At 46.6% G+C, this 20,076-nt stretch carries 20 protein-coding genes; 19 read left to right on the plus strand and 1 reads right to left on the minus strand.

All coding sequences use genetic code 11. The features are described 5' to 3' along the window. Positions 1-19: 19 nt before the first annotated feature. From lpxA to VLX91_04525, 18 genes are all read left to right on the plus strand, one after another. Positions 20-799, plus strand: a complete 780-nt coding sequence (lpxA, locus tag VLX91_04440) for an acyl-ACP--UDP-N-acetylglucosamine O-acyltransferase (GenBank protein HUI29445.1) — start codon at positions 20-22, stop codon at positions 797-799. A gap of 80 nt (positions 800-879) precedes the next feature. Then, the gene (locus VLX91_04445; protein HUI29446.1) at positions 880-1,674 is read left to right on the plus strand and encodes a lipoate--protein ligase family protein; all 795 of its coding nucleotides are present in this window, start codon (positions 880-882) and stop codon (positions 1,672-1,674) included. Positions 1,675-1,697: 23 nt separating this feature from the next. Further along, positions 1,698-2,513 (plus strand): 3-methyl-2-oxobutanoate hydroxymethyltransferase, encoded by an 816-nt coding sequence (gene panB / locus VLX91_04450; GenBank protein HUI29447.1) that lies wholly within the window; start codon positions 1,698-1,700, stop codon positions 2,511-2,513. 275 nt (positions 2,514-2,788) lie between these two features. Beyond that, on the plus strand, positions 2,789-3,544 hold the full coding sequence (locus tag VLX91_04455) for a hypothetical protein (GenBank protein ID HUI29448.1): 756 nt from the start codon (positions 2,789-2,791) through the stop codon (positions 3,542-3,544). Between the two features lie 5 nt (positions 3,545-3,549). Then, complete coding sequence (locus VLX91_04460) at positions 3,550-5,457, plus strand: hypothetical protein (GenBank protein ID HUI29449.1); 1,908 nt, start codon at positions 3,550-3,552, stop codon at positions 5,455-5,457. Beyond that, positions 5,441-7,186, plus strand: coding sequence for a hypothetical protein (locus VLX91_04465; protein HUI29450.1), 1,746 nt, complete (start codon positions 5,441-5,443; stop codon positions 7,184-7,186). Before VLX91_04460 ends, VLX91_04465 begins: the two co-directional genes overlap by 17 nt. After that, a complete protein-coding gene (locus VLX91_04470) occupies positions 7,183-7,926 on the plus strand; it encodes a hypothetical protein (GenBank protein ID HUI29451.1) in 744 nt (247 codons plus the stop codon). Before VLX91_04465 ends, VLX91_04470 begins: the two co-directional genes overlap by 4 nt. Positions 7,927-7,972: 46 nt before the next feature. After that, a complete protein-coding gene (locus VLX91_04475; protein ID HUI29452.1) occupies positions 7,973-8,518 on the plus strand; it encodes a DUF2007 domain-containing protein in 546 nt (181 codons plus the stop codon). 430 nt (positions 8,519-8,948) lie between these two features. After that, a complete protein-coding gene (locus VLX91_04480; GenBank protein ID HUI29453.1) occupies positions 8,949-9,152 on the plus strand; it encodes a cold shock domain-containing protein in 204 nt (67 codons plus the stop codon). Between the two features lie 101 nt (positions 9,153-9,253). Further along, positions 9,254-9,724, plus strand: a complete 471-nt coding sequence (locus VLX91_04485) for a hypothetical protein (protein ID HUI29454.1) — start codon at positions 9,254-9,256, stop codon at positions 9,722-9,724. 67 nt (positions 9,725-9,791) lie between these two features. After that, positions 9,792-10,214: an rRNA maturation RNase YbeY gene (gene ybeY, locus VLX91_04490; protein HUI29455.1), complete on the plus strand. Its 423-nt coding sequence runs from the start codon at positions 9,792-9,794 to the stop codon at positions 10,212-10,214. 106 nt (positions 10,215-10,320) lie between these two features. After that, complete coding sequence (locus VLX91_04495; protein HUI29456.1) at positions 10,321-10,776, plus strand: DUF494 family protein; 456 nt, start codon at positions 10,321-10,323, stop codon at positions 10,774-10,776. A 101-nt stretch (positions 10,777-10,877) separates the two neighbouring features. Beyond that, positions 10,878-13,259, plus strand: a complete 2,382-nt coding sequence (gene topA, locus VLX91_04500; protein HUI29457.1) for a type I DNA topoisomerase — start codon at positions 10,878-10,880, stop codon at positions 13,257-13,259. After that, positions 13,256-14,152 carry a tyrosine-type recombinase/integrase gene (locus VLX91_04505; GenBank protein HUI29458.1) on the plus strand — a complete coding sequence of 299 codons (897 nt, stop codon included), beginning with the start codon at positions 13,256-13,258 and terminating at the stop codon, positions 14,150-14,152. The genes topA and VLX91_04505 overlap by 4 nt, the downstream gene beginning before the upstream one ends. 80 nt (positions 14,153-14,232) lie before the next feature. Continuing rightward, entirely contained in the window at positions 14,233-14,535 is a 303-nt protein-coding gene (gene raiA, locus VLX91_04510; GenBank protein HUI29459.1) for a ribosome-associated translation inhibitor RaiA, read from the plus strand. 99 nt (positions 14,536-14,634) lie between these two features. After that, positions 14,635-15,651, plus strand: coding sequence for an HPr(Ser) kinase/phosphatase (gene hprK, locus VLX91_04515; protein ID HUI29460.1), 1,017 nt, complete (start codon positions 14,635-14,637; stop codon positions 15,649-15,651). 2 nt (positions 15,652-15,653) lie between these two features. Further along, positions 15,654-16,409, plus strand: coding sequence for an SDR family NAD(P)-dependent oxidoreductase (locus tag VLX91_04520; protein ID HUI29461.1), 756 nt, complete (start codon positions 15,654-15,656; stop codon positions 16,407-16,409). A 140-nt stretch (positions 16,410-16,549) separates the two neighbouring features. Then, positions 16,550-17,533 (plus strand): radical SAM protein, encoded by a 984-nt coding sequence (locus tag VLX91_04525; GenBank protein HUI29462.1) that lies wholly within the window; start codon positions 16,550-16,552, stop codon positions 17,531-17,533. A 94-nt stretch (positions 17,534-17,627) separates the two neighbouring features. Here VLX91_04525 and VLX91_04530 read toward each other — a convergent pair whose 3' ends face one another. Continuing rightward, positions 17,628-17,846, minus strand: a complete 219-nt coding sequence (locus VLX91_04530) for a hypothetical protein (protein HUI29463.1) — start codon at positions 17,844-17,846, stop codon at positions 17,628-17,630. A 333-nt stretch (positions 17,847-18,179) separates the two neighbouring features. On the opposite strand from VLX91_04530, the gene VLX91_04535 reads away from it, so the two are divergent. Beyond that, complete coding sequence (locus VLX91_04535) at positions 18,180-20,015, plus strand: carbon starvation protein A (protein HUI29464.1); 1,836 nt, start codon at positions 18,180-18,182, stop codon at positions 20,013-20,015. Positions 20,016-20,076: the final 61 nt, after the last annotated feature.

Here is a 20,076-nt window from a genome sequence, read left to right on the forward strand (position 1 = left end):
AACTCAAAGTGATTTGTAAATGCCAACTTCAATAGATCCGAGAGCGGTCGTCAGCCGAAAGGCACAGCTGGGGAACGAAGTAAGCATCGGTCCTTTTACGATTGTCGAAGATGATGTTACGATTGGCGATGGCTGCAAGATAGCTGCGAATGCGCTGATCGCGAACGGTGCACGCATCGGGAAAAATTGTGCCATTCATCACGGCGCCGTCGTTTCGAATGCCCCCCAAGATCTGAAATACCGGGGAGAAGAAACCATAACAGAGATCGGCGACAATACGTTGATCCGCGAATTTGTAACCGTGCATCGTGGTACAGCGGAAACAGGGAAAACTGTGGTCGGTGCCGATTGTCTTTTGATGGCGAACGTCCATGTCGCTCACGATTGCAGGGTCGGAAACAAATGTATTCTGGCAAACGTCGTAGCACTCGGCGGGCACGTGACACTTGGCGATTGGGTTATAATCGGAGGATTAACACCTGTACACCAGTTTGTCAGCATCGGCTCTCACGTCATGATAGGCGGCGGCTTCAGGGCCGTACAGGACGTGCCGCCCTATGTGCTTGCCGGCCGCGAGCCGCTGCGATACGAAGGTGTGAACGTGATCGGACTTCGCAGGCGTGGATTTACACGGGAACAAATAGAAAACATCGAAAAAGCCTACCACGTTTTGTATTCATCCGGTCTGCTGTTCAGCGAGGCCATCAAGAAAATCGAAAACGAGTTTCAGCATTCTGAAGAAATCTGTACCATCCTGGAATTTTTGAAATCTTCTTCCCGCGGCATCATCCGCAAATAAAAGAGGTTACAATCGGTCCTGTTCCAAAAAATCTATATGACGGCGTGCGCCAACCACACCTTCCCATATGCAAAGCAAATATGATTGAACGAGAGATGGAGAGGGACACTCACCTTCAACCATCGGCTGATCGAAATTGGATTTGCGTCGACACGGGTGAACATGACGGCAGGTTCAACATGGAGTTCGATATCCGACTCGTGAACGAGTTTGACCTGGATGACACTCCGATTCTCCGTTTTTATTCATGGAAGCCTTATTGCATTTCGCTTGGAAAGAACCAAAGTTATTCTGATGTAAATACTGCACTCGCGGCACGGGATGGGATTGAAGTTGTGAAACGGCCTACTGGTGGAAAGGCTGTTCTCCATGGAGAGGAATTGACTTATTCAGTTGTGATGAATACGAGCGGGTTGAAGGTCCGCGAAAGTTATAATCTGATCAGCAAGGCACTTGCAGAAGGTTTAGGGATCATCTGCGGCGACCTGGAATTATCTCAAAGCTCAGCGGATTTCCGAAAGCTGTTCCATGATCCTTCAACGATACCGTGTTTTGCGACATCCGCTGTTTACGAAGTCGAATGGCACGGGAAAAAAATTGTCGGGAGCGCGCAGCACAGATTTGGCGACGTTTTGCTTCAACATGGCTCCATACTGGTTGGGAATTTTCACAAACAAATTGTGAAATACCTCAACGTTGACGATGAGGTTAGGCGGAAAGCATCGGCCGATCTCGATTCACATACGGCTGTCCTGGAAGAAATCCTGGGAAGGAAAATCGATCCTGCGGAAATAAAAGACTCGATCAAAATCGGATTTGAAAAAGTGTTTGGTGCAAATTTCTCTGAGAACTTAACAGGTGTTGCAGCTTGTTAGATCTTTTTCTAAAGGAGGATATCATGGCTGAGGTTGAAAAATCCAAGGTGGTAACGACCCGGACTGTAATTCAATTGAAAAACAACGGCGTAAAGATAGCCGTATTGACGGCATATGATGCCATTGTCGCCCGCATACTCGATGAGTCGGGAATCGATATTATCCTCGTCGGCGATTCCCTCTCGAATGTTGTGCAAGGAAACGACACGACGATTCCGGTAACTCTCGAAGAAATGATCTACCATGCAAAGATTGTCGTTCGAGCGGTGAAGCGTGCGCTTGTAGTCGTCGATATGCCGTTTATGAGTTTTCAAGTCGACGCGCAAGATGCCATCCGAAATGCGGGAAGAATACTGAAAGAGACCGGCGCTGGTGCCGTCAAGGTGGAAGGAGGCAAAGCAATCGTCGAATCTGTTCGAAGGATGACGGAGATTGGAATCCCTGTCATGGGACACCTTGGATTGACGCCCCAGTCCATAAATAAATTCGGCGGATATAAAACTCGCGGTTTGGAGAAAGATGAAGCCGCGAAAATCTTATCCGATGCAAGACTTCTCGAGTCTTCAGGTGCATTTGCGGTCGTGCTGGAAAAAATCCCTGCACGGTTGGCCGCGAAAGTCACGAAGAGCATCAGGATTCCGACGATCGGAATCGGGGCCGGCGTGCATTGCGACGGACAAGTGCTCGTCTATGCCGACATGGTCGGGCTGACGCAGGAGTTCAAGCCGCGATTCGTACGCCATTACGAGAACCTTGCGGAAAAAATGCACGATGCCTTTGTGAGGTACATCGGGGACGTGAAAAACGGAAAATTCCCATCGAAGGAAGAAAGCTACTAGTGAATTTCCAGTGGATACGTTTGGGGATCGCTTGTCTTTGAAATAGAGGCTGTGTAAATTCTTCTGGTACCTGATCCGAGTAGAATGGGTCAAGGTAAGATTGCCTGGTGCAAAGGTGTGATTGTTGTGCAAGAAGCTATAGTGAGTTGAAATATGTCAGGGCGATATTTCGCAGATATTCGGGGGGAGTCGTGTCGCGACAACATACACATATGATTGGTCGGGATAAAGCAGTTTTCCTGATTGTCTCCCTAACCTGCTTGGAAATATGCTTTATGACGTCTCTTGTTCCCAACGGATTCTCACAAGCCAGAACTACCGCAGATTCGAACCAGAGCGCGGATACTACACGTTTAATTTCCACGCTTGGCATCGAGCATATTCAAGTTGCTTCGTTGCCAATGCAGAGAATGGTGACGAAGATCCCGGAAGAATTAGCACAAGCGACAGATGCTTTTACAGGTAAGCCGTCGCGAAAGGCGGTGAATGTCAACATAGTCGTGAGTCCCGAGGAAGCAAAAGACGCAGCAGTCACTGTCGTGCAGAAAAGCAAGATGACTATCGAACCAGGCTCAATAACTGTTTCCTGGATTACTCCCGATACAATCGGGACGTGGAGAGCGCCTCTTTCATTGGCTCTGCTTGAAGGAGACTACGATGTTGCGGCGACGAAGGCTGGTTTCAGGTGTGTGGAGGAATCCATCAAACTTTATGATACCCGGGACCGTGAAGTATCGATGGACATGCTCTCGCTTGAGTACTTGCGGCGACAAAGAGAACAATGGGGCACGTGTAAATGGATCAGTGCAGGAGTTGCTGCCTGTGCAGGACTATCTACGCTTTTCTTTTACGAAAGGATCGGGACATACACAAACAGGTACAATACGGCAGTGGGCCTCTCTGATATTCAAGCAGACAAGAATTCCGTGAGGACGAATCAGAATTCATATAGAATATCGTCCACAGTAGCTTTCAGTGCTGTCGGTAGTTTTCTTATAACGTGGTTGATTCAAAGCTTATACCACGAATGATAATCATGAAAAGTAGATTGCACCTTTTTATTGTGATCCTTCTTCTTGCTTTTATCTCTCTATCGTGCACCAAGAAGGTCGAGTTTAACAACCCGTTCGATCCGAGTGTATCATTGGCTCCGCCAACCAATCTTCGCGTAGCGTCGGTGACAGATAGCTCTCTGTTATTTCAATGGAGCGACCACTACATCATCCGCAGCGAAGCTCAAACGTCGATTGCATCAATCATGTTCGAGGGAAGCTTTGATGATACTGTTTTTTCAGTGATAGACACTTTCAGTGCAACCGACACGACGGGGATTGTAAGCACAAAATTTGATACCACCAGTCAGACGCAATACTTTCGCATCTTTGCAAAGATAGGTGAGAGAACATCAACTACTTCAAACGTGGTAGCCTGGATAAAATCGTCGATCAATCCATTCGGACTCTCATTAACAAGTGTTAGTGAATACGGGCGCACGCTAAACTGGCGTGAGTCGTCTTCCCTTGTTGAAAAATTTCAAATCGAAAGAAAAGCAGGAACCATTGGAAGTTTCGATGTTATCGGAGTAACTCCTCCCAGCGTCACGAATTTTCTTGATACAGCAATAATTCTTACGAACACCACTTATTATTATCGAGTCTGTGCGATTTTACGAGGGGGTCTTAAGAGTCTCTATGATACGGCTTCGATTTATATTTCATTTCCTCCACCAAGTAATTTGATGATGAGTGCTAGCGATTCCAGCAGCATCAGCTTGACTTGGTCAGACAATTTTACAGGATTAGTTGGTTCTGAAATCCAAAGAGGCGAGGACAGCATTACCTTCGTGACAGTTGGCACTGTTGGGCCCGGTATAACTAAGTTCACCGACATTGGTCTCGATAGAAGCAAGATGTATTATTACAGACTGAGAAATTTCACCCAATACAACAAATCTCCATATTCCGCTTCCATTAGAATTTTCTATGGATGCGACTCACTCCACCAATTGACGACCCTGCCGTTTTCCGTACCAGTTTCAGCGGGCTATACATTTGGTTCAATTTACGTGAGCAGGCAGGGTAACGTAGCAATGTTCTGGTCAAAAGATGGTACGATAACCGTTTGGGATGTAGTTTCCAGATTGATACTGCACACTTTTTCTCAACTTGGGACGATCGGCCGGGTTGGCTTGAGTGGAAATGGAGCAGTCCTAGGTATTATGGATAGTTCCGCCGGTTCGTTTTCTCTTTATTCGACCACCGATGGACATCTTGTACGGGAAATTACAATAGCACCTCCAGCTGTTGATTTGGAAATGTCAAATGACGGTCTCTCGCTGATTACTTCGGGTGGTGATGACACTATTCGCGTTTGGAACGTCGAACGTGGCTCAGTGATAGCCTCGATGACTGGCATTCAGAAATCTCCCACCTCCTTGTTTTTGACGGAAGGCGGGGATACTCTCGTTTCAGGAGGTGGAAACACACTTTGTTTCTGGGATTTACATTCTGGATCCTTACTTCAGACAACTTCGGGTGGATATTTTAACAAACCTATTTACAGGTTAGCCAATGGCAATTGGGTTGGCGCAAATTTCGACGATTCCGGTGTCAGGGTCTTTGGTCTTTCAACTGGAGCCACCATACTTACAATACCGACACGATTGTCGGACCTGTCATACACTTCTTGGTTTTTATCACCTGATGGCGCGACGCTGTTCGCAGGTGGGAGTGACGGCTTCACTGCCTATAATCTGATTCCTGCACCTCCAGTCGCGGCCGGATTTGCCGATTACCCGGCGACGTGGATTATCGCGCGAATGGGGGAAAGCAGTAAGTTTATTGCAAAGGATGAACTCAATTATTATGGTGGAGCGCCGATTATTTTTGAAATGAAATTTGATTGGATAACTCAAACTTCAGGTTTCAATGGAGGCTTCCGATGAAGTTGACGGTCGGAAAATCTTGAGACTATTATTTAGAGGATATTTGATTGTCCTTTTTGCGAGGCAAATCGACCTGAAGGTGCAGAAGATCTTTACCGGGATATTAGCCGTCCAAATTCTAATAAGGGTTACCGCGTCTTTCTTCATCCTTTCTTTGTCTTCGTGCGGCTTCATCGAGCCGAAGCCTGCAATTAACAGCCAAGCTGGACATGTGCCTGGATTAAGATTACTCGTTTTCAAAAACGGTCAGCATGTTGCCGGGACTATCAACTTGACTGTTGTTCCAGATTCGATGCCGGCGCAAATTACCCAACTAAACCTAAGCGTGGACTCTACTTCGGTTAGCCCGCTCAGTCTTAACACGACTAATTTTTCACAGGGCGACCATGTTCTGCACTTCACTGCGCGATTGACGAGTCCAACTTCAGGATTTGTGAATTATCAGAACGGTGTCGTTGATACATTGAACGTGACGCTGAACTTTGACCAGACACCCGCTAGAGCGGTATCAGGTCTTTCAGTTTCAAACTCAAACGCGCATCCTGTCCTGTCTTGGTCGCCCAATCCATTCTCGACTTTTCTTTGTTACATCGTTCGTAGAAATAATACAATCATCGATAGCATATTTTCTGAGACGACGGCCTCTTTTGTCGATACTGGCTATACTCTCGCTGATTTTGATAGAGTAAGTTATGATGTTGGTACGTCGAATTGCGGGAGCGTTGCATATTCGCCGGCCATGACCTTTCAACTTGGACAATTTTTGTCGCTGATTCCTATATCGGGCAATCTGGACTACTCCAATGTGACAGGCGTTCTAGAAAATCTTGGCGATAAGGTTATCTTTGAATCCGATTTTGGCATTTTGCACAGCGACTTCTCGGTTGACTTCTACAGCTTTCTTGTGTCCATGTCTACTCAAACCCATAATATCCTGTCTCAAGCAAAAGTTCAATCAACGTGGATGGACTATACTCCAGGGCCTTACGCAAAGAGTCTTGATGCAGCAAGAATTTTTGGGGTTCAACCATACACTGGTACCATCATTGTACTTGATACTAATCTTCAACAACTGAGTTTGTCTTCTGTGAGTTTCGGATCCCCAAGAAACCTGTTCGCCGTAGGTTGGGCGGACAACTTATATTCCTCCGATGGTAATGGAACTTTATACGTATACGCCTCGGACGGTACCCGCATTAACTCTTACGAAAATATACTTGGTGGTCAGGCACGGTTTCTCAGCATATCTCCCGATGGCACGACTATGCTCGCCGCGGACAACAAGGGAATTAAGAGCTTTGCGCTCAGTCATGACTCGGTAGTCTTCAAACTTCAGTCCCCGATCAAAGATCAGTTGGGGTTGTTCCATTGCGATTGGAACGACTCCTTAGTATTCATAACAAGGCAGAATGCAATAGTTGAGGGGTGGGATGTAGGAACACTTAAATCTCTCGGTTCCTTTCATCCGTCAGCAGGTGTGCCGCAAGTATCGAGCGTTACTGCGCTAACCGCTAATTCAAGATACCTTTATGTCGCGTATACCGTCCGGTATAACAATGGGCCTGCTAGCATTGTTGTAGAGTATGACGTTTCTACCAGGCAACAAACGCGCTCCTGGATATTTCCATCCGTAGTCCAATCGCTCCTTGGTTCTGAGAAAGGTCGTTATCTTTTTGCCTGTACTTCTAGCAATCAATGGATCGTTGACCTTGGAGTTGGACAGTTATGAAACGAGTAATCTTTCGTTTAGTTTTGTCATTGTTCGTCTTTCGTCCAGCCTTTTCTCAAAACTATATTCCCATCGATATCTGGCAACCGTTTATATCTGTCGGATATGAATCTGCATCCACTGGTGACGTGAGCATTTTCTATCATAATATCGTCCAATCGTACCGCGACCAGGGAATTCCAGTTCCCACTCAAACCGATTTCGGCCGTACGTTGGCGGTTAATGGCGGTTTTCTTTATTGTCCGATAGCGTCTATATGGTTTGGTCTCTCCATGGGTTGTCTCTACTCACCGGCTTTCTCAGACTATCAGGACTATGCTGGTACACTGAAAGTTGACGGATCGGTTGTAACGTATCCAATAACAATTATAACACAATATAAATTGACTGACGTCGGTTCCTTTCCGATCCTGATCATTGTGAAACCCGGTTTCAGTTATTTTGCATCTAAGATTACTCAGGATCTTGAATTTGCAGGTTCCCCTCAAAACGATTTTCATTCCAAAATCTCAAGTTATAGTTGGGCATTCTGCATCGAGGCCGGCCTCGGAACGTCTGTTCAGATCGGAAGGATTACTGCGACGATCGAATCGGGGTACCATCTTTCAGGTGTCGGACCTCTGGATTATCATCAGAACCCTGGACCGGCGAACGATCCTTACTGGGGTGAAAGACATTTCATGTGGTCGATGGGGCAGTCGGGTTTCATTGTCCGCCTCACAACTGGATTCAATCTATAGGGACAATCATTGTTTAATCACTTGAATCATAGCGGAAAAGATTTCAATGGAACATTGTATTAACCATCCCGGCAAAAAAGCACTCTCTGTCTGTCATGGGTGTGGAAAAAATTTTTGCGAAGTCTGTTTAGACGAAGGCCGGGAATTCTATTACTGCAAAAACCCTGCTTGTCAGGAATTGTTAAAGAAAGACAAGAAGGTTGAGCTGCTGCCGGAAAAAATGATGTGCCCGGTCTGTTCCAGCGAGTTGGAACTTTCTAACGAGGATAGGACTTCGAAGAAATTCCACTGTCCGGAGTGTAAGTCGTTTGTCGATTTAACTGAGGATCCGCCGAAAATCTGGGACGACAAGAATTATTTGCTTTTACTTACTACTATGAACCAGGGCGACATTGCTGTGATCAAGTCACTTCTGGACAACGCAAACATAGATTACTATGCATTTGACGAGGATTTTCTTTCCATGAGACCTTTGGTTCAACCGGCAAGATTTTTCGTGGCTGAAAGTGACGTTGAAAAGGCGAAGGAAATTATGGAAAGCCTGAACCTCAATTTCTTTGGGATCACGAGACGGAATAAAATTGAAGAGTAAATCATAATGGGCCGGATGGCTTATCTATAACCTTTCGCGGTATTCCTTGGCCAGACGTTCTCACGAAGCTTGACATTCAATCCATGGCACGCTAAATTATGCTGAAGTTTTATTGAAGAGCTTTATTGAAATATCGCGGCGGGGAAAAGAGGTAACCATTTCAATATCGTCTAGAAGAGGGTAACAAAATTCTTTATCCACGTAATCTTAGATTAAGAGTTTTCCTGAACGGATATTTTTTGGAACCTTTCAAGTTTTTGTTGAGCGTCAAACGGGTAATTAATGGCGAAAGCGGTCGCGAACGTTTTGAATTTTCATTGTGCCCGTCTGGTCGTCCCGGGAAACCCATTTATGTCGGGATAGATAGAGGAATTTCTTGGGACGCACAAGCGATCTCTGGAGCTGGCTACATTCTTAGGAGGTATTAAAAATGCCGAACGGCAAGGTGAAGTGGTTCGATGGGAAAAAAGGATTCGGGTTTATTGAGCAGGAAAATGGACCTGAAATATTTGTCCACTATACGGACATAAAAACCGACAAACAATATAAAACTCTCGACAAAGGTGTCGAGGTGGAGTTCGAAATTGTTGAGGGCGCCAAGGGACTCAAAGCTGTTAACGTTACCGTGAAGTAGAACCAAGGGGCACAGAGGAAAAACGCGACAGGACCTCGCCGCTTTGTGCCTTTGCATCTCTGTACCTTTGTGCCTATCTTTTGAAACATAGAATGAAGACGATGAGTTTTGAATTTAAATCGAAAGACATCGAGAACATCGGCGTCGTTTTAAAAGTAAAGCCGGTAAAACGCGGCAACTTTTATCGCTTCGATTTGGATGACAAAAAATCCAAAAGAAAACTTTCGGTAGAAATTTATCCGGCAATCAAAACAGGGAAACAAAGCGGGAATTTGATTTCAGTTTATACAATCAATTCTCATCTCCAATTGCATCAGTGTACGGGTTATCTTGCTTCTGAAATGCTTGGGGAGGTGACGTTTTATTCCGAGATGGACGGAAAGATCAGCGGGTTGATTATCGAACGGGAAGCAGGGTGCTCACTTTATGCGAACGTCGATAGGAGCGTCCTTTCGGGAGACTTTACAAGGTTCGGACCGGAAGTTATGTTGAGCAGCATTGCACTGTCGCTTGCGGAGACGCAATTGTCCGCGGGTGTAAAAGGCAAATCCCGCGTCTCCACCGGTTCATAGCCTCGGGGGTCGTCCGATCCGAAGGGATTCTCCAGGAGAGGTCCGCCGCGGGCGGACATTCGGACAAGTGAAAACACGAGTTTTTTACGAACATAGACATGCTCCGAAGTTTGATCATGGTACACTTGCGTTGCTTGTTCGGCGCATCTTGCGGGAAGAGGGGAAGAAATCCGATAATATTAATGTGGTACTTGTTGACGATGAATATTTGAAGGAAGTAAACAAGAAGTTCCTGAACCACGACCATAGAACTGATGTTATATCCTTCGACGTCGGAGAAGATGGAATAATAGATGGGGAGATTTATGTCAGTGTGGATCGTGCGATAGTGCAAGCAAGACGATATAACGTTTCTCTTGAGAAAGAGATAACGAGATTAATCATTCACGGGATTCTTCATCTTTCAGGATGGGACGACGCGTCTCGGTCACAAAAATTACGAATGAGAAAGCGCGAAAATGTATTCATCGAGGCGTTTTGTAAGAAATAAGCTGACCTTTCGAAGGAATCAGAGATCCTTCGAACCTCCGGGAGAATGGAGGATAACTTGACTTTGGCAATTTTCAACGTATATTTGTTTTAAGGATGAGAATAGAATGCAAGAGAAAATCGTAGAGCTTATCGTCGTTTTGATGCGTGAGATAAGACAGGCTCGTGACATTTCCAAGGTCGATGTCTCAAAATTGAAGGATAACGGTTACAGTCAGTCTGAAATTTCGACAGCGCTGAGCTGGATCTACGACAAGATGAATATGCGCGAGCCTTTGAAAAATGTCAAAGGCCCGCGTGCGAGATCGTACAGGATGTTCCATGAAGCGGAAAGGCAGATCATCACTAAAGACGCGCGTGGATTCCTGGTCGAAATGTACGAGTTGGGCCTGATAGACCACCTCGATATGGAAAATATTATCGAGCGGTCCATGATGTCCGGGTTAAATATCGTAGACCGCAATGAGGTCAAATCGATTGTGGCGGGCGTCCTGTTTGAATATAATTCTCCGAATAAACCAGGCAGCCGGATTTTGCTTAATAGTTCAGATACGATAAACTAAATTCAAGAATCGAAGGCTAAGAGTCGAAAACAATTCCGTTGGATCAACAGACCGTTTGAAGCGGGACAATCTTTTTAATTTCATAAAATCAGCGTAAAAAAATGGCAAAGAAACTTGTAATTGTAGAATCACCTGCAAAAGCTAAAACCATAAATAGATATTTGGGAAGCGATTTTGTCGTCGAAGCATCAGTCGGTCATATAAAGGATCTGCCCAAGAGCAAATTGGGCGTCGATATCGAGCGAGGGTTCGAGCCGGAATACAAAACGATCCGGGGTAAAAGCGAAACGATCAAGAAACTCAAAGACCTTTCCGAAAAAGCTCAGCAGGTTTACATCGCTACCGATCCCGACCGCGAAGGCGAGGCAATCGCTCAACATATTGCGGAAGAGTTGAAGCAGGATTCCGATAAAGTTTTTCGCGTGCTCTTTACGGAAATAACGGAGTCCGGAATTTCAAAGGCGATGGAAAATCCTCTGAAGATAGATTCGCATCTGGTATATGCACAGCAAGCACGCCGCGTCATGGATAGGCTTGTCGGATATAAAGTCAGTCCTTTGATTTGGAAAGCTGTTTACCCGGGATTGTCGGCTGGACGAGTGCAGTCCGTCGCGTTGAAATTAGTGTGCGAACGTGAAAACGAGATAAAAGATTTTCTGCCGATTGAACACTGGTCTATTCTCGGAAAATTCCGAACGGTCGAAGATCCTTCGCACGGGAAAAAGGCGGAGGAATTTGAAGCGAAGCTTTACTCGATAGGGGAGAATGACTTAAGAGACCCGCAGGGAAGTGCGAACTCGAAAGAACGCGACAAAATATTTTATATCAAGGATCAAGAAAGCGCTGCCAAACTTGCGCAGGAGATTCTCGGTGAGAAATACAGGGTGGCTTCGATTGCCAGAAAAGAGCAGAAGAGGAATCCTGCTCCTCCGTTCATCACAAGCACACTTCAGCAGGCATCCTCCACTCGACTCGGTTTCTCTCCGAAACGGACCATGATGCTTGCACAGCAGCTTTACGAAGGCGTCGACCTCGGGCCGGAGGGGAGAGTCGGCTTAATCACGTACATGAGAACCGATTCTACTCGTATCAGCGAAGAGGCGATCAATGCCGCGCGCAGTTATATCAAGAGTGAATTTGGCGATGAATTCCTTCCTAAAGATGCCAGACATTTCAAAAAAGCAAAAGCGTCCCAGGATGCACACGAGGCGATAAGACCTGCTCATATGGAATATCTCCCTCAAGTAGTCAAGAAATACCTGCCGAGAGAGACGTTCTTGCTTTACGATTTGATATGGAAACGATTTGTCGCTTCCCAGATGAATCCGGTAGTCTACGACCAGATCACAGTTTCAATTGAAGGGGGTAAATTTGTTTTTAAAGCATCCGATTCCCGTGTGAAGTTTGCCGGTTTTCTCCAGGTCTATGACATTACGGCAGAAGATGCTGACGTGTCCAGGCCGGATGAGGACGTCGATGAACTCCAGAAATTCAAGCTGCCGGCGACTCTAAAGGAAGGCGAGCAGGTAAATCTTGAGGATATTTTTCAGCGCCAGCATTTTACAAAACCGCCTGCCCGTTATACTGAGAGCAGCCTCGTCAAGGAACTTGAGTCGCTTGGAATTGGAAGGCCTTCAACGTATTCTGCAATTGTTTCTACGATCGAAGATAGGGGCTACGTCGAATTGAAAGAGCGAAAGCTGTATGCGACAGACCTGGGAATGAACGTAAACAAGATTTTGTCGGCAAATCTTCCTGAGTTTTTCGATGTGAAGTTTACTGCCGAGATGGAATCGGAGCTTGACGAAATTGCAGGCGGGAACAAAAAATATCTGGATGTCATGAAGGAGTTCTACTCGCCGTTCGATACCGCGGTCAAGAAAGTCGAGGAAAAGATGGACGAGATAAAGTCCACGGTTGACGGTCAGCAGGTTGACTGTGATATCTGTGGTGCGCCAATGGTAATAAAGTGGAGCCGGCGCGGAAGATTTCTCGCGTGCAGCAGGTATCCGGAATGTAAGAACACGAAACCGATCGACGCGCACGATGACAACAATCGTCCGACGGGTGACAAGTGTCCCGAATGCGGCGGCGACCTTATCTACAAGAACAGCCGCTTCGGCAAGTTCATCGGCTGTTCAAATTATCCGACATGCAAATTTACGAAGAGCATCACGACAGGAGTGAAGTGTCCGGAGTGCGGCAAGGGAGAGCTTGCCCAGCGATTTACCAAGAAAAAGAGAATTTTCTACGGCTGCACAAACTACCCGAATTGTAAGTATGCGACGTGGGATAAACCCGTCAACATCCCATGTCCGCTCGGTGATTCTCCATTTCTGCTTGAGAAATATTCCAAGGCAAAGGGGAATTACTACAAATGTCCAAAATGTGAGAGCGAGATCTCTCCCGAAGAGGTCTCTCCGAAAAACAAGGAAGATGTGGCGGCGGGATCGAACGGAAAGATCGAAATTGCAGCGAAGTGAAACTGCGTGAATTAATAGATTCTTTTCTCGAATTTCTAAAAAAGGAAAAGGGAGCATCGGAAAAAACTCTCTCTACCTACGAGCAGTCGTTGAGGGAATTCGATAATTTTTTGTGTGAGTATTCGGGTGGTGCGGACCCTTCTATCAATAGTCTGTTGGAAGAAAGTGTTCGGGGTTTTCTTGTCGAACTCGACAAACGGCATAATAATAGAAGGACTGTCCGGAAGAAACTTTCAAGTATAAGATCCTTTGCAAAATATCTCGTGAAGTTTGAATACGTTGAGCGCGATTTCACTGGTTTCATCAGCACTCCGAAAGCGGCTAAGCCGATCCCGGTCTATATAGAGGAGGAGGGAATTAGAAATCTGCTTGGAGCGACTCCGAAAAGTGCGAAGGACTTCCGAGATATAGCTATGATAGAGCTTCTTTACGGAACCGGGATGCGCGTGAGTGAGTTATGTAATTTGGACGAAAAGGACATCGATTTTGACAGCAGGCTCGTTACGGTTTTGGGAAAAAGGAGGAAGCAAAGAGTTATTCCCGTGATCGACAGGGCGATTGATGCTGTCAGGAATTATTTAAAAGTAAGGGACGAAACATCTGGCAGAAAGGTGAGTAATCTTTTCGTTTCATCTAACGGGAAGAGAATGCTCCCGGCTTCCGTATATCGCATTGTCGCGAGGAGAATTCGAGAAGTATCGGACGTTGAGCGAAGGGGTCCTCACACACTGCGTCATTCGTTTGCGACACATCTTCTAAACCATGGTGCAGACCTCGAAGCTGTTCGGCAACTTCTAGGTCATGAGAGTCTGTCCACGACCCAGGTTTATACTCATCTCTCTGTTGAACAGTTGAAAAAAATATACAAGAGTGCTCATCCGCGCGCGAAATAATTCCATTGTCCGACGGGTCAATTGGGTAAGAATTAAAGATCGTATCGGATGTGCCGATAGATAAAAATAGGAGGAATCTTATGAACATCAGCATCACTTCCAGGCATTTTAAAGCTGACCCGGCTCTCAAATCATACGCTGAGGACAAGGTTTCCAGACTTGACAGATTTTTTGACGGAGTCGTGCGCTGCGACGTCATTTTCCTGAATGAACATTCCAAACCGAACGGAACCGACAAGATGGTCGAAATAAAACTTGCCGTGCACAACAAAGTCTTGACAGCACAGGAGACCACCAACGATTATTTCAAAGCAGTCGATAAAGTGGTCGATAGGCTCGAAGGACAGTTGGTGAAATTCAAACAGAGGCTCCGCAAAGTATAGAAATCGCGGAGTTCGACACTCATAATAGTCTGCGTCTGACACGCGTTCCCTTTTTGCTCAGGTGCATTTGCGCCGTTTTATTTATATATTTCTTGTGTCATGGCATCGCGCGTTTGGGAAACCAAGGAAATAAGGCGAAAAGACATCAGCGTCGGCGAGCTTTACAAGTTAGCCCACGACAGGACAAAGCTGCGTCCGATAAACGGGGATGTCGGCTTCGGAAGACTCATAAACGACAAGAATGTTCACCGGCCCGGTCTTGCCCTCGCAGGCTTCGTCGACCTGTTCACCTACAACCGCATCCAGATTTTCGGCAATACGGAAGTTCAATTCCTCAGCTCGCTCAAGCCTGAAGATAGACACCGCTCATTCCAGACGATACTTCAGTTTGAAATTCCCTGCATGATTTTTACAGACAGGAACGAAGTAGAACCGGAATTAATAGATATGGCGACTGCGCGCGGTGTTTCGGTTTTCGGTACCACTCTGGAAACGACACGCTTTGTTTATATCCTTGGCGAATTCTTAGACGATATTTTTGCTCCAAGCACAGTGGTACACGGTTCGCTGGTTGACGTTTACGGAATAGGGTTGTTGTTCCTCGGAAAGAGCGGCATCGGAAAGAGCGAGATCGCACTTGATCTTGTCGAACGCGGCCACAGACTTGTCGCGGACGACGCCGTCCAAGTCGTTCGTCAAGGAGAAGATATTCTTGTCGGAAAGAGCTCGAAGATCGCGCAGCATTTCATGGAAGTAAGAGGACTCGGTGTTATCGATGTTCGCAGCGTTTTTGGAATCAGGGCCGTCAGAAAAAGAAAACGGATTGAAGTTGTTGTAGAACTTGAAGAGTGGGATCCCAATCAGGATTACACCAGGACCGGCCTTGACCATGAGTATATTTCAATTCTCAGTGCCGAGGTCCCGCTTGTCAAGCTTCCTATCTTGCCGGGCAAAAATATTACGGTCATTGCGGAGGTCATCGCGCTGAACCATCTTCTACGTTCTTACGACTACGATGCAGCAGAGGTATTTAATAAAATACTCATGGACGCGATAAAGAAGAAGAAAAAAGAAGGCACCGCTGCGAATCGATACTTCGAAAGGGATATTGAATGAAGATGGTGAGAAAGACAAAAAAGTTTACGAAAAAAATTGTTGAAGGTGCTCTTGCTGGAAAAGTGGCGATCATAACGGGAGGATCGAGAGGGATCGGCAAATATATCGCGAGACGTCTGGCTGCTGAAGGTGCCTCCGTGGTTATTGCGGGACGAACGATTTCAGACCTCAAGGTCGCTCAGGAGGAAATTTCAGCCGAGGGAGGACGGGTGATCGCGGTGCAGACAGATGTGTCGAACGAAAAAAGCGTTCACAGGCTGCTTTCTAAGACTCTGACTGAATTCGGGACGATCGATATTCTTATAAACAACGCCGGTCAATACATTGAAAAATCGATCACCGATATGTCTGTTGAAGAATGGATCAATGTTATCAACACCAATTTGACCGGACCGTTTCTTCTGACTCGTGCAGTTCTTCCGGAGATGATAGAAAAGAAGGACGGGACAATAGTGATGATTTCTTCCACCTCGGGCAAGAGGGCAAAGGCGAATTCGGCCGCATACTCGGCATCGAAATTTGGCATCGAAGGATTTTCGGAAGCGCTGCTGAGAGAGGTGAGGGAGCATAATGTCCGCGTGATTGTCGTGACGCCGAGTTCGGTCGATTCGAGCGAGAGAGATTCGCAGCAGATCCTGAAAGGTGGCGAAGGTGCAAGACTTCGCGCCGAGGATGTAGCTGAAGTAGTCGTCGGGGCGATCAAGCTACCGCCGCGCGCTCTCGTTAGAGAAGTAGAACTATGGGCGACAAATCCCTGAAGGAAAATCAATAATCGAGATTCAAGGTCGAAAAGAGAGAGTCAGGGCGGTAAAAGGCGGAACAAGATATTAAGTAATGTTGTTGCTATTTTTCGTTAGAGATGGCGTAACCAGTTGGGTAATGACTTTTGAATTTGACTATGTTTGAACCGTCTTACATAAGACTCTATGAATCTGGCGAGCTGGAGAGAAGAATCAACATTCTCGATGAGATGCTCTCATCGTGCAATATCTGTCCTCTTGATTGCCGGGTCAATCGCACAAAAGGCGAAATTGCACGATGCTACTCCCGCTATCTACCGATCGTGAGTTCGTATTGTCCTCACTTCGGTGAAGAGCCGCCGCTTGTCGGTACGAGAGGTGCAGGAAACATTTTCTTCGGGAATTGCAACCTGCGCTGTGTGTATTGCCAGAATTACCAGATCAGTCAGAATTATAAGAACGAAATAAAGAATGAGGTGAGCTGCGAACGGCTTGCTGAAATTATGATTGAGCTGCAAAACAAAGGCTGTCACAATATCGGTCTTGTTTCGCCGACACACTTCGTTCCACAGATCCTAAAGTCAGTGTCCATCGCGATCGAAAAAGGATTACACCTGCCCCTTATTTACAACACTAATGCTTACGATTCGGTCGATGTCCTTCGCTTGTTAGATGGCGTCATCGACATTTATCTACCAGATTTGAAATACGGCTATGACTACGATGGGTACAGCTATTCTAAAGTCAAAGAGTATCCTAGGTTTGCAAGACTTGCGGTCAAGGAAATGCATCGGCAGGTCGGGAGCGAACTTGTATTCGGCAATGATGATCTATTGAAACGCGGGCTGGTAATCCGCCATTTGGTTTTGCCAAACGATATCGCCGGCAGTGAAGAAACTCTGAAATGGATTTCTGAAGAACTTGGAAAGGACACCGCTCTTTCCATTATGTCTCAGTATTACCCGACGAACAAAGCGGACGCGGTCGTACTTTTAGATCGTCGTATCCGTGAATCTGAGTATGAGCGGGTGCTTGCACTTCTCGACAAATATGGGCTGGAAAATGGATGGATGCAGAATTTCGAGAGCCAGGATTATTATAAGCCCGACTTTTCGGATAGGGTAGAACCGTTCAAGCGCTGAATAATTTTCTACGCATTTCCCGAATGCGGACACGTAGAAAGAAGGTCTGTAACTCTACATCTCTGTGGTCGCAACTGCGTGTGCCTGAGTTCCTCTATGTATTCTCTTCATCGTCGTCGAACGGGAAAAATATTTCCCTCGAATGGGGATCACTTTTCTCTTTAATCGAGATGCCTTTCGGATAAATTTCCAGGTCGACCTTATCCTTCAGGTATCCGGCTATGATCGCCGAGAATAATTCTTCTTCTTCCTTCCGGGTGAGTCTGCGAGAAGATGCACCACTTCCATGATCTGCAATTCTATTGTCGTCCATGACATTCTCTCTTTTCGTTATTTGATTCTGTTGCTTCTTTGTCCGAAGCAACGCTTCGGACAGCACCTTACAACTATTATCGGAACAAAATCAGCCAAACTTAATTGGACTTGATGAGCATGAAACACGAGGCTGGCATTGAGCACTCGAGCAGATTGCGTCAAGCTGCAGGCCGGAGAATTGACAAGTTATCCTTTTGGTGTGCAAAAGGGCGTGAAACGAGAAGATGAAAGCTCGAGTTTTTGCTGTGGATCGTGAGTCGACGGTCAAATCAGATATTTACATTCACCGAATAATTAATTAAACTTTGGAGCAAATGAGGAGATACTGCGTATGAATGCTATGCCGATCATCGTCTTGACCCTTGCTGTCTTCGCAATCGTATATAGATTTTATTATAGCTTCATCGCGGCGAAGGCTGCCGTGTTGGATGATTCACGCGTAACCCCGGCGCACCGCTTGTATGATGGCCACAACTATTATCCGATGAGCAAGTGGGTTCTCTTCGGCCATCACTTCGCGGCCATAGCCGGTGCCGGACCGCTTGTAGGCCCTGTTCTCGCCGCGCAGTTCGGATTCCTTCCCGGATTTTTGTGGCTGCTGTTCGGGGTGGTGCTCGCCGGCGCGGTGCAGGACTTCATAATATTTGCCGCGTCGGTTCGTCATGACGGAAAGTCTCTCGCGGAAATTGCTCGGGCGGAGATAAGCCCGGTGAGCGGAGTCATCGCGTCAATAGCGATTCTCTTTATCGTCGTCGTTGCACTGGCAGGGCTCGGCATCGTTGTGGTCAATGCGCTCGCGGAAAGTCCGTGGGGAACATTTGCCATAGGCACGACGATCCCAATTGCCATTTTCATGGGCCTCTGGATGTTCAAGTTCCGGAAGGGAAAAACCGTAGAAGCCACGGTCATCGGCGTTATCCTTTTGACAATTGCAGTTGTAGGCGGCAAGTATGTTCCCGAATCTTCGTTCGCTCCATATTTTACATTTGATCATCACACCCTGACGATCCTGATGGCAGTTTATGGCTTCTTCGCGTCCGTTCTTCCGGTGTGGTTCCTTCTTTCGCCGCGCGACTATCTAAGTTCGTTCATGAAATTGGGCGTTGTAGCATTTCTTGCTCTTGGTATAATTATAGTTGCTCCGATACTGAAGATGCCGGCATTTACCGCCTACGTCTCAGGCGGTGGGCCGATCATTCCGGGGAAATTGTTTCCGTACCTGTTTATCACGATCGCATGCGGCGCAATCTCAGGATTCCATGCCCTCGTCAGCTCCGGCACTTCACCGAAAATGGTTTCAAAAGAATCCCACATAAAGACGATTGGATTCACCGCGATGCTTTGCGAAGGTTTCGTCGGGATACTTGCGCTGATAGCGGCGACGAGTTTGTTTCCGCTTGACTACTTCGCGATAAATGTGCCGGTGCAAAAATTCGCCGCTATTGCCTCTCAGCTTAAGTCGATGGGATTTGATGTTTCCAATTTGCCAGCGTTGTCGAAAGAAGTCGGCGAGCAGCTCGCAGGAAGAACTGGCGGCGCCGTCTCACTCGCAGTCGGCATGGCACAGATATTTTCGTCGATTCCCGGCTTGAAAAATTTGATGGCATACTGGTACCACTTCGCAATCATGTTCGAAGCGCTCTTCATCCTAACGACGATCGATGCAGGCACAAGAATTGGAAGGTTCGTGTTGCAGGAAGCGTTGGGAAAAATTTACGGGCCGTTCTCAAAGGCAAGCTGGATGCCGGGAACGATTGTCACGAGCGCAGTTATAGTTTTCGGCTGGGCTTATTTTATTTATACGGGCACGATCGCCACTATCTGGCCGATGTTCGGAGCAGCGAACCAGCTTCTCGCTGCAGTTGCACTCGCAGTAGGGACTACATACATAATAAACCGCGGCAGAGCAAGATACGCCTGGGTTACGATCGTGCCGATGCTGTTCGTAGGTGCGACGACGCTGACGGCAGGATGGATGAATATGGCAAACATATATTATCCGATGATTTCACAGCCGGGCGTGCAAGTGCAGGGATATTTGAATTTAATTCTCACAGCCGTCATAATGGCAAGCGTTGTCGTGATCCTTTTTGATGCAGTGCCAAAATGGTACATGACCGTTAGAGGAACACGGCCGGTATTTGTCGAGGAAGCGGCGACAAAGTAAAAGATGTGTTGATGGATAGTGAGATTACCGAGCGGCTCGTTTTTATCCCTGTGAGGTTATG

It is taken from the genome of Candidatus Acidiferrales bacterium (assembly GCA_035515795.1).
GTDB lineage: Bacteria > Bacteroidota > Ignavibacteria > Kryptoniales > JAKASW01 > JAKASW01.

Bases quoted from the DNA above. Each gene is read 5' to 3' on its own strand.
- lpxA (HUI29445.1), top strand. From the start codon at position 20: ATGCCAACTTCAATAGATCCGAGAGCGGTCGTCAGCCGAAAGGCACAG.
- VLX91_04445 (HUI29446.1), top strand. From the start codon at position 880: ATGATTGAACGAGAGATGGAGAGGGACACTCACCTTCAACCATCGGCT.
- panB (HUI29447.1), top strand. From the start codon at position 1,698: ATGGCTGAGGTTGAAAAATCCAAGGTGGTAACGACCCGGACTGTAATT.
- VLX91_04455 (HUI29448.1), top strand. From the start codon at position 2,789: ATGACGTCTCTTGTTCCCAACGGATTCTCACAAGCCAGAACTACCGCA.
- VLX91_04460 (HUI29449.1), top strand. From the start codon at position 3,550: ATGAAAAGTAGATTGCACCTTTTTATTGTGATCCTTCTTCTTGCTTTT.
- VLX91_04465 (HUI29450.1), top strand. From the start codon at position 5,441: ATGGAGGCTTCCGATGAAGTTGACGGTCGGAAAATCTTGAGACTATTA.
- VLX91_04470 (HUI29451.1), top strand. From the start codon at position 7,183: ATGAAACGAGTAATCTTTCGTTTAGTTTTGTCATTGTTCGTCTTTCGT.
- VLX91_04475 (HUI29452.1), top strand. From the start codon at position 7,973: ATGGAACATTGTATTAACCATCCCGGCAAAAAAGCACTCTCTGTCTGT.
- VLX91_04480 (HUI29453.1), top strand. From the start codon at position 8,949: ATGCCGAACGGCAAGGTGAAGTGGTTCGATGGGAAAAAAGGATTCGGG.
- VLX91_04485 (HUI29454.1), top strand. From the start codon at position 9,254: ATGAGTTTTGAATTTAAATCGAAAGACATCGAGAACATCGGCGTCGTT.
- VLX91_04495 (HUI29456.1), top strand. From the start codon at position 10,321: ATGCAAGAGAAAATCGTAGAGCTTATCGTCGTTTTGATGCGTGAGATA.
- topA (HUI29457.1), top strand. From the start codon at position 10,878: ATGGCAAAGAAACTTGTAATTGTAGAATCACCTGCAAAAGCTAAAACC.
- raiA (HUI29459.1), top strand. From the start codon at position 14,233: ATGAACATCAGCATCACTTCCAGGCATTTTAAAGCTGACCCGGCTCTC.
- hprK (HUI29460.1), top strand. From the start codon at position 14,635: ATGGCATCGCGCGTTTGGGAAACCAAGGAAATAAGGCGAAAAGACATC.
- VLX91_04520 (HUI29461.1), top strand. From the start codon at position 15,654: ATGGTGAGAAAGACAAAAAAGTTTACGAAAAAAATTGTTGAAGGTGCT.
- VLX91_04525 (HUI29462.1), top strand. From the start codon at position 16,550: ATGTTTGAACCGTCTTACATAAGACTCTATGAATCTGGCGAGCTGGAG.
- VLX91_04530 (HUI29463.1), bottom strand. From the start codon at position 17,846: ATGGACGACAATAGAATTGCAGATCATGGAAGTGGTGCATCTTCTCGC.
- VLX91_04535 (HUI29464.1), top strand. From the start codon at position 18,180: ATGAATGCTATGCCGATCATCGTCTTGACCCTTGCTGTCTTCGCAATC.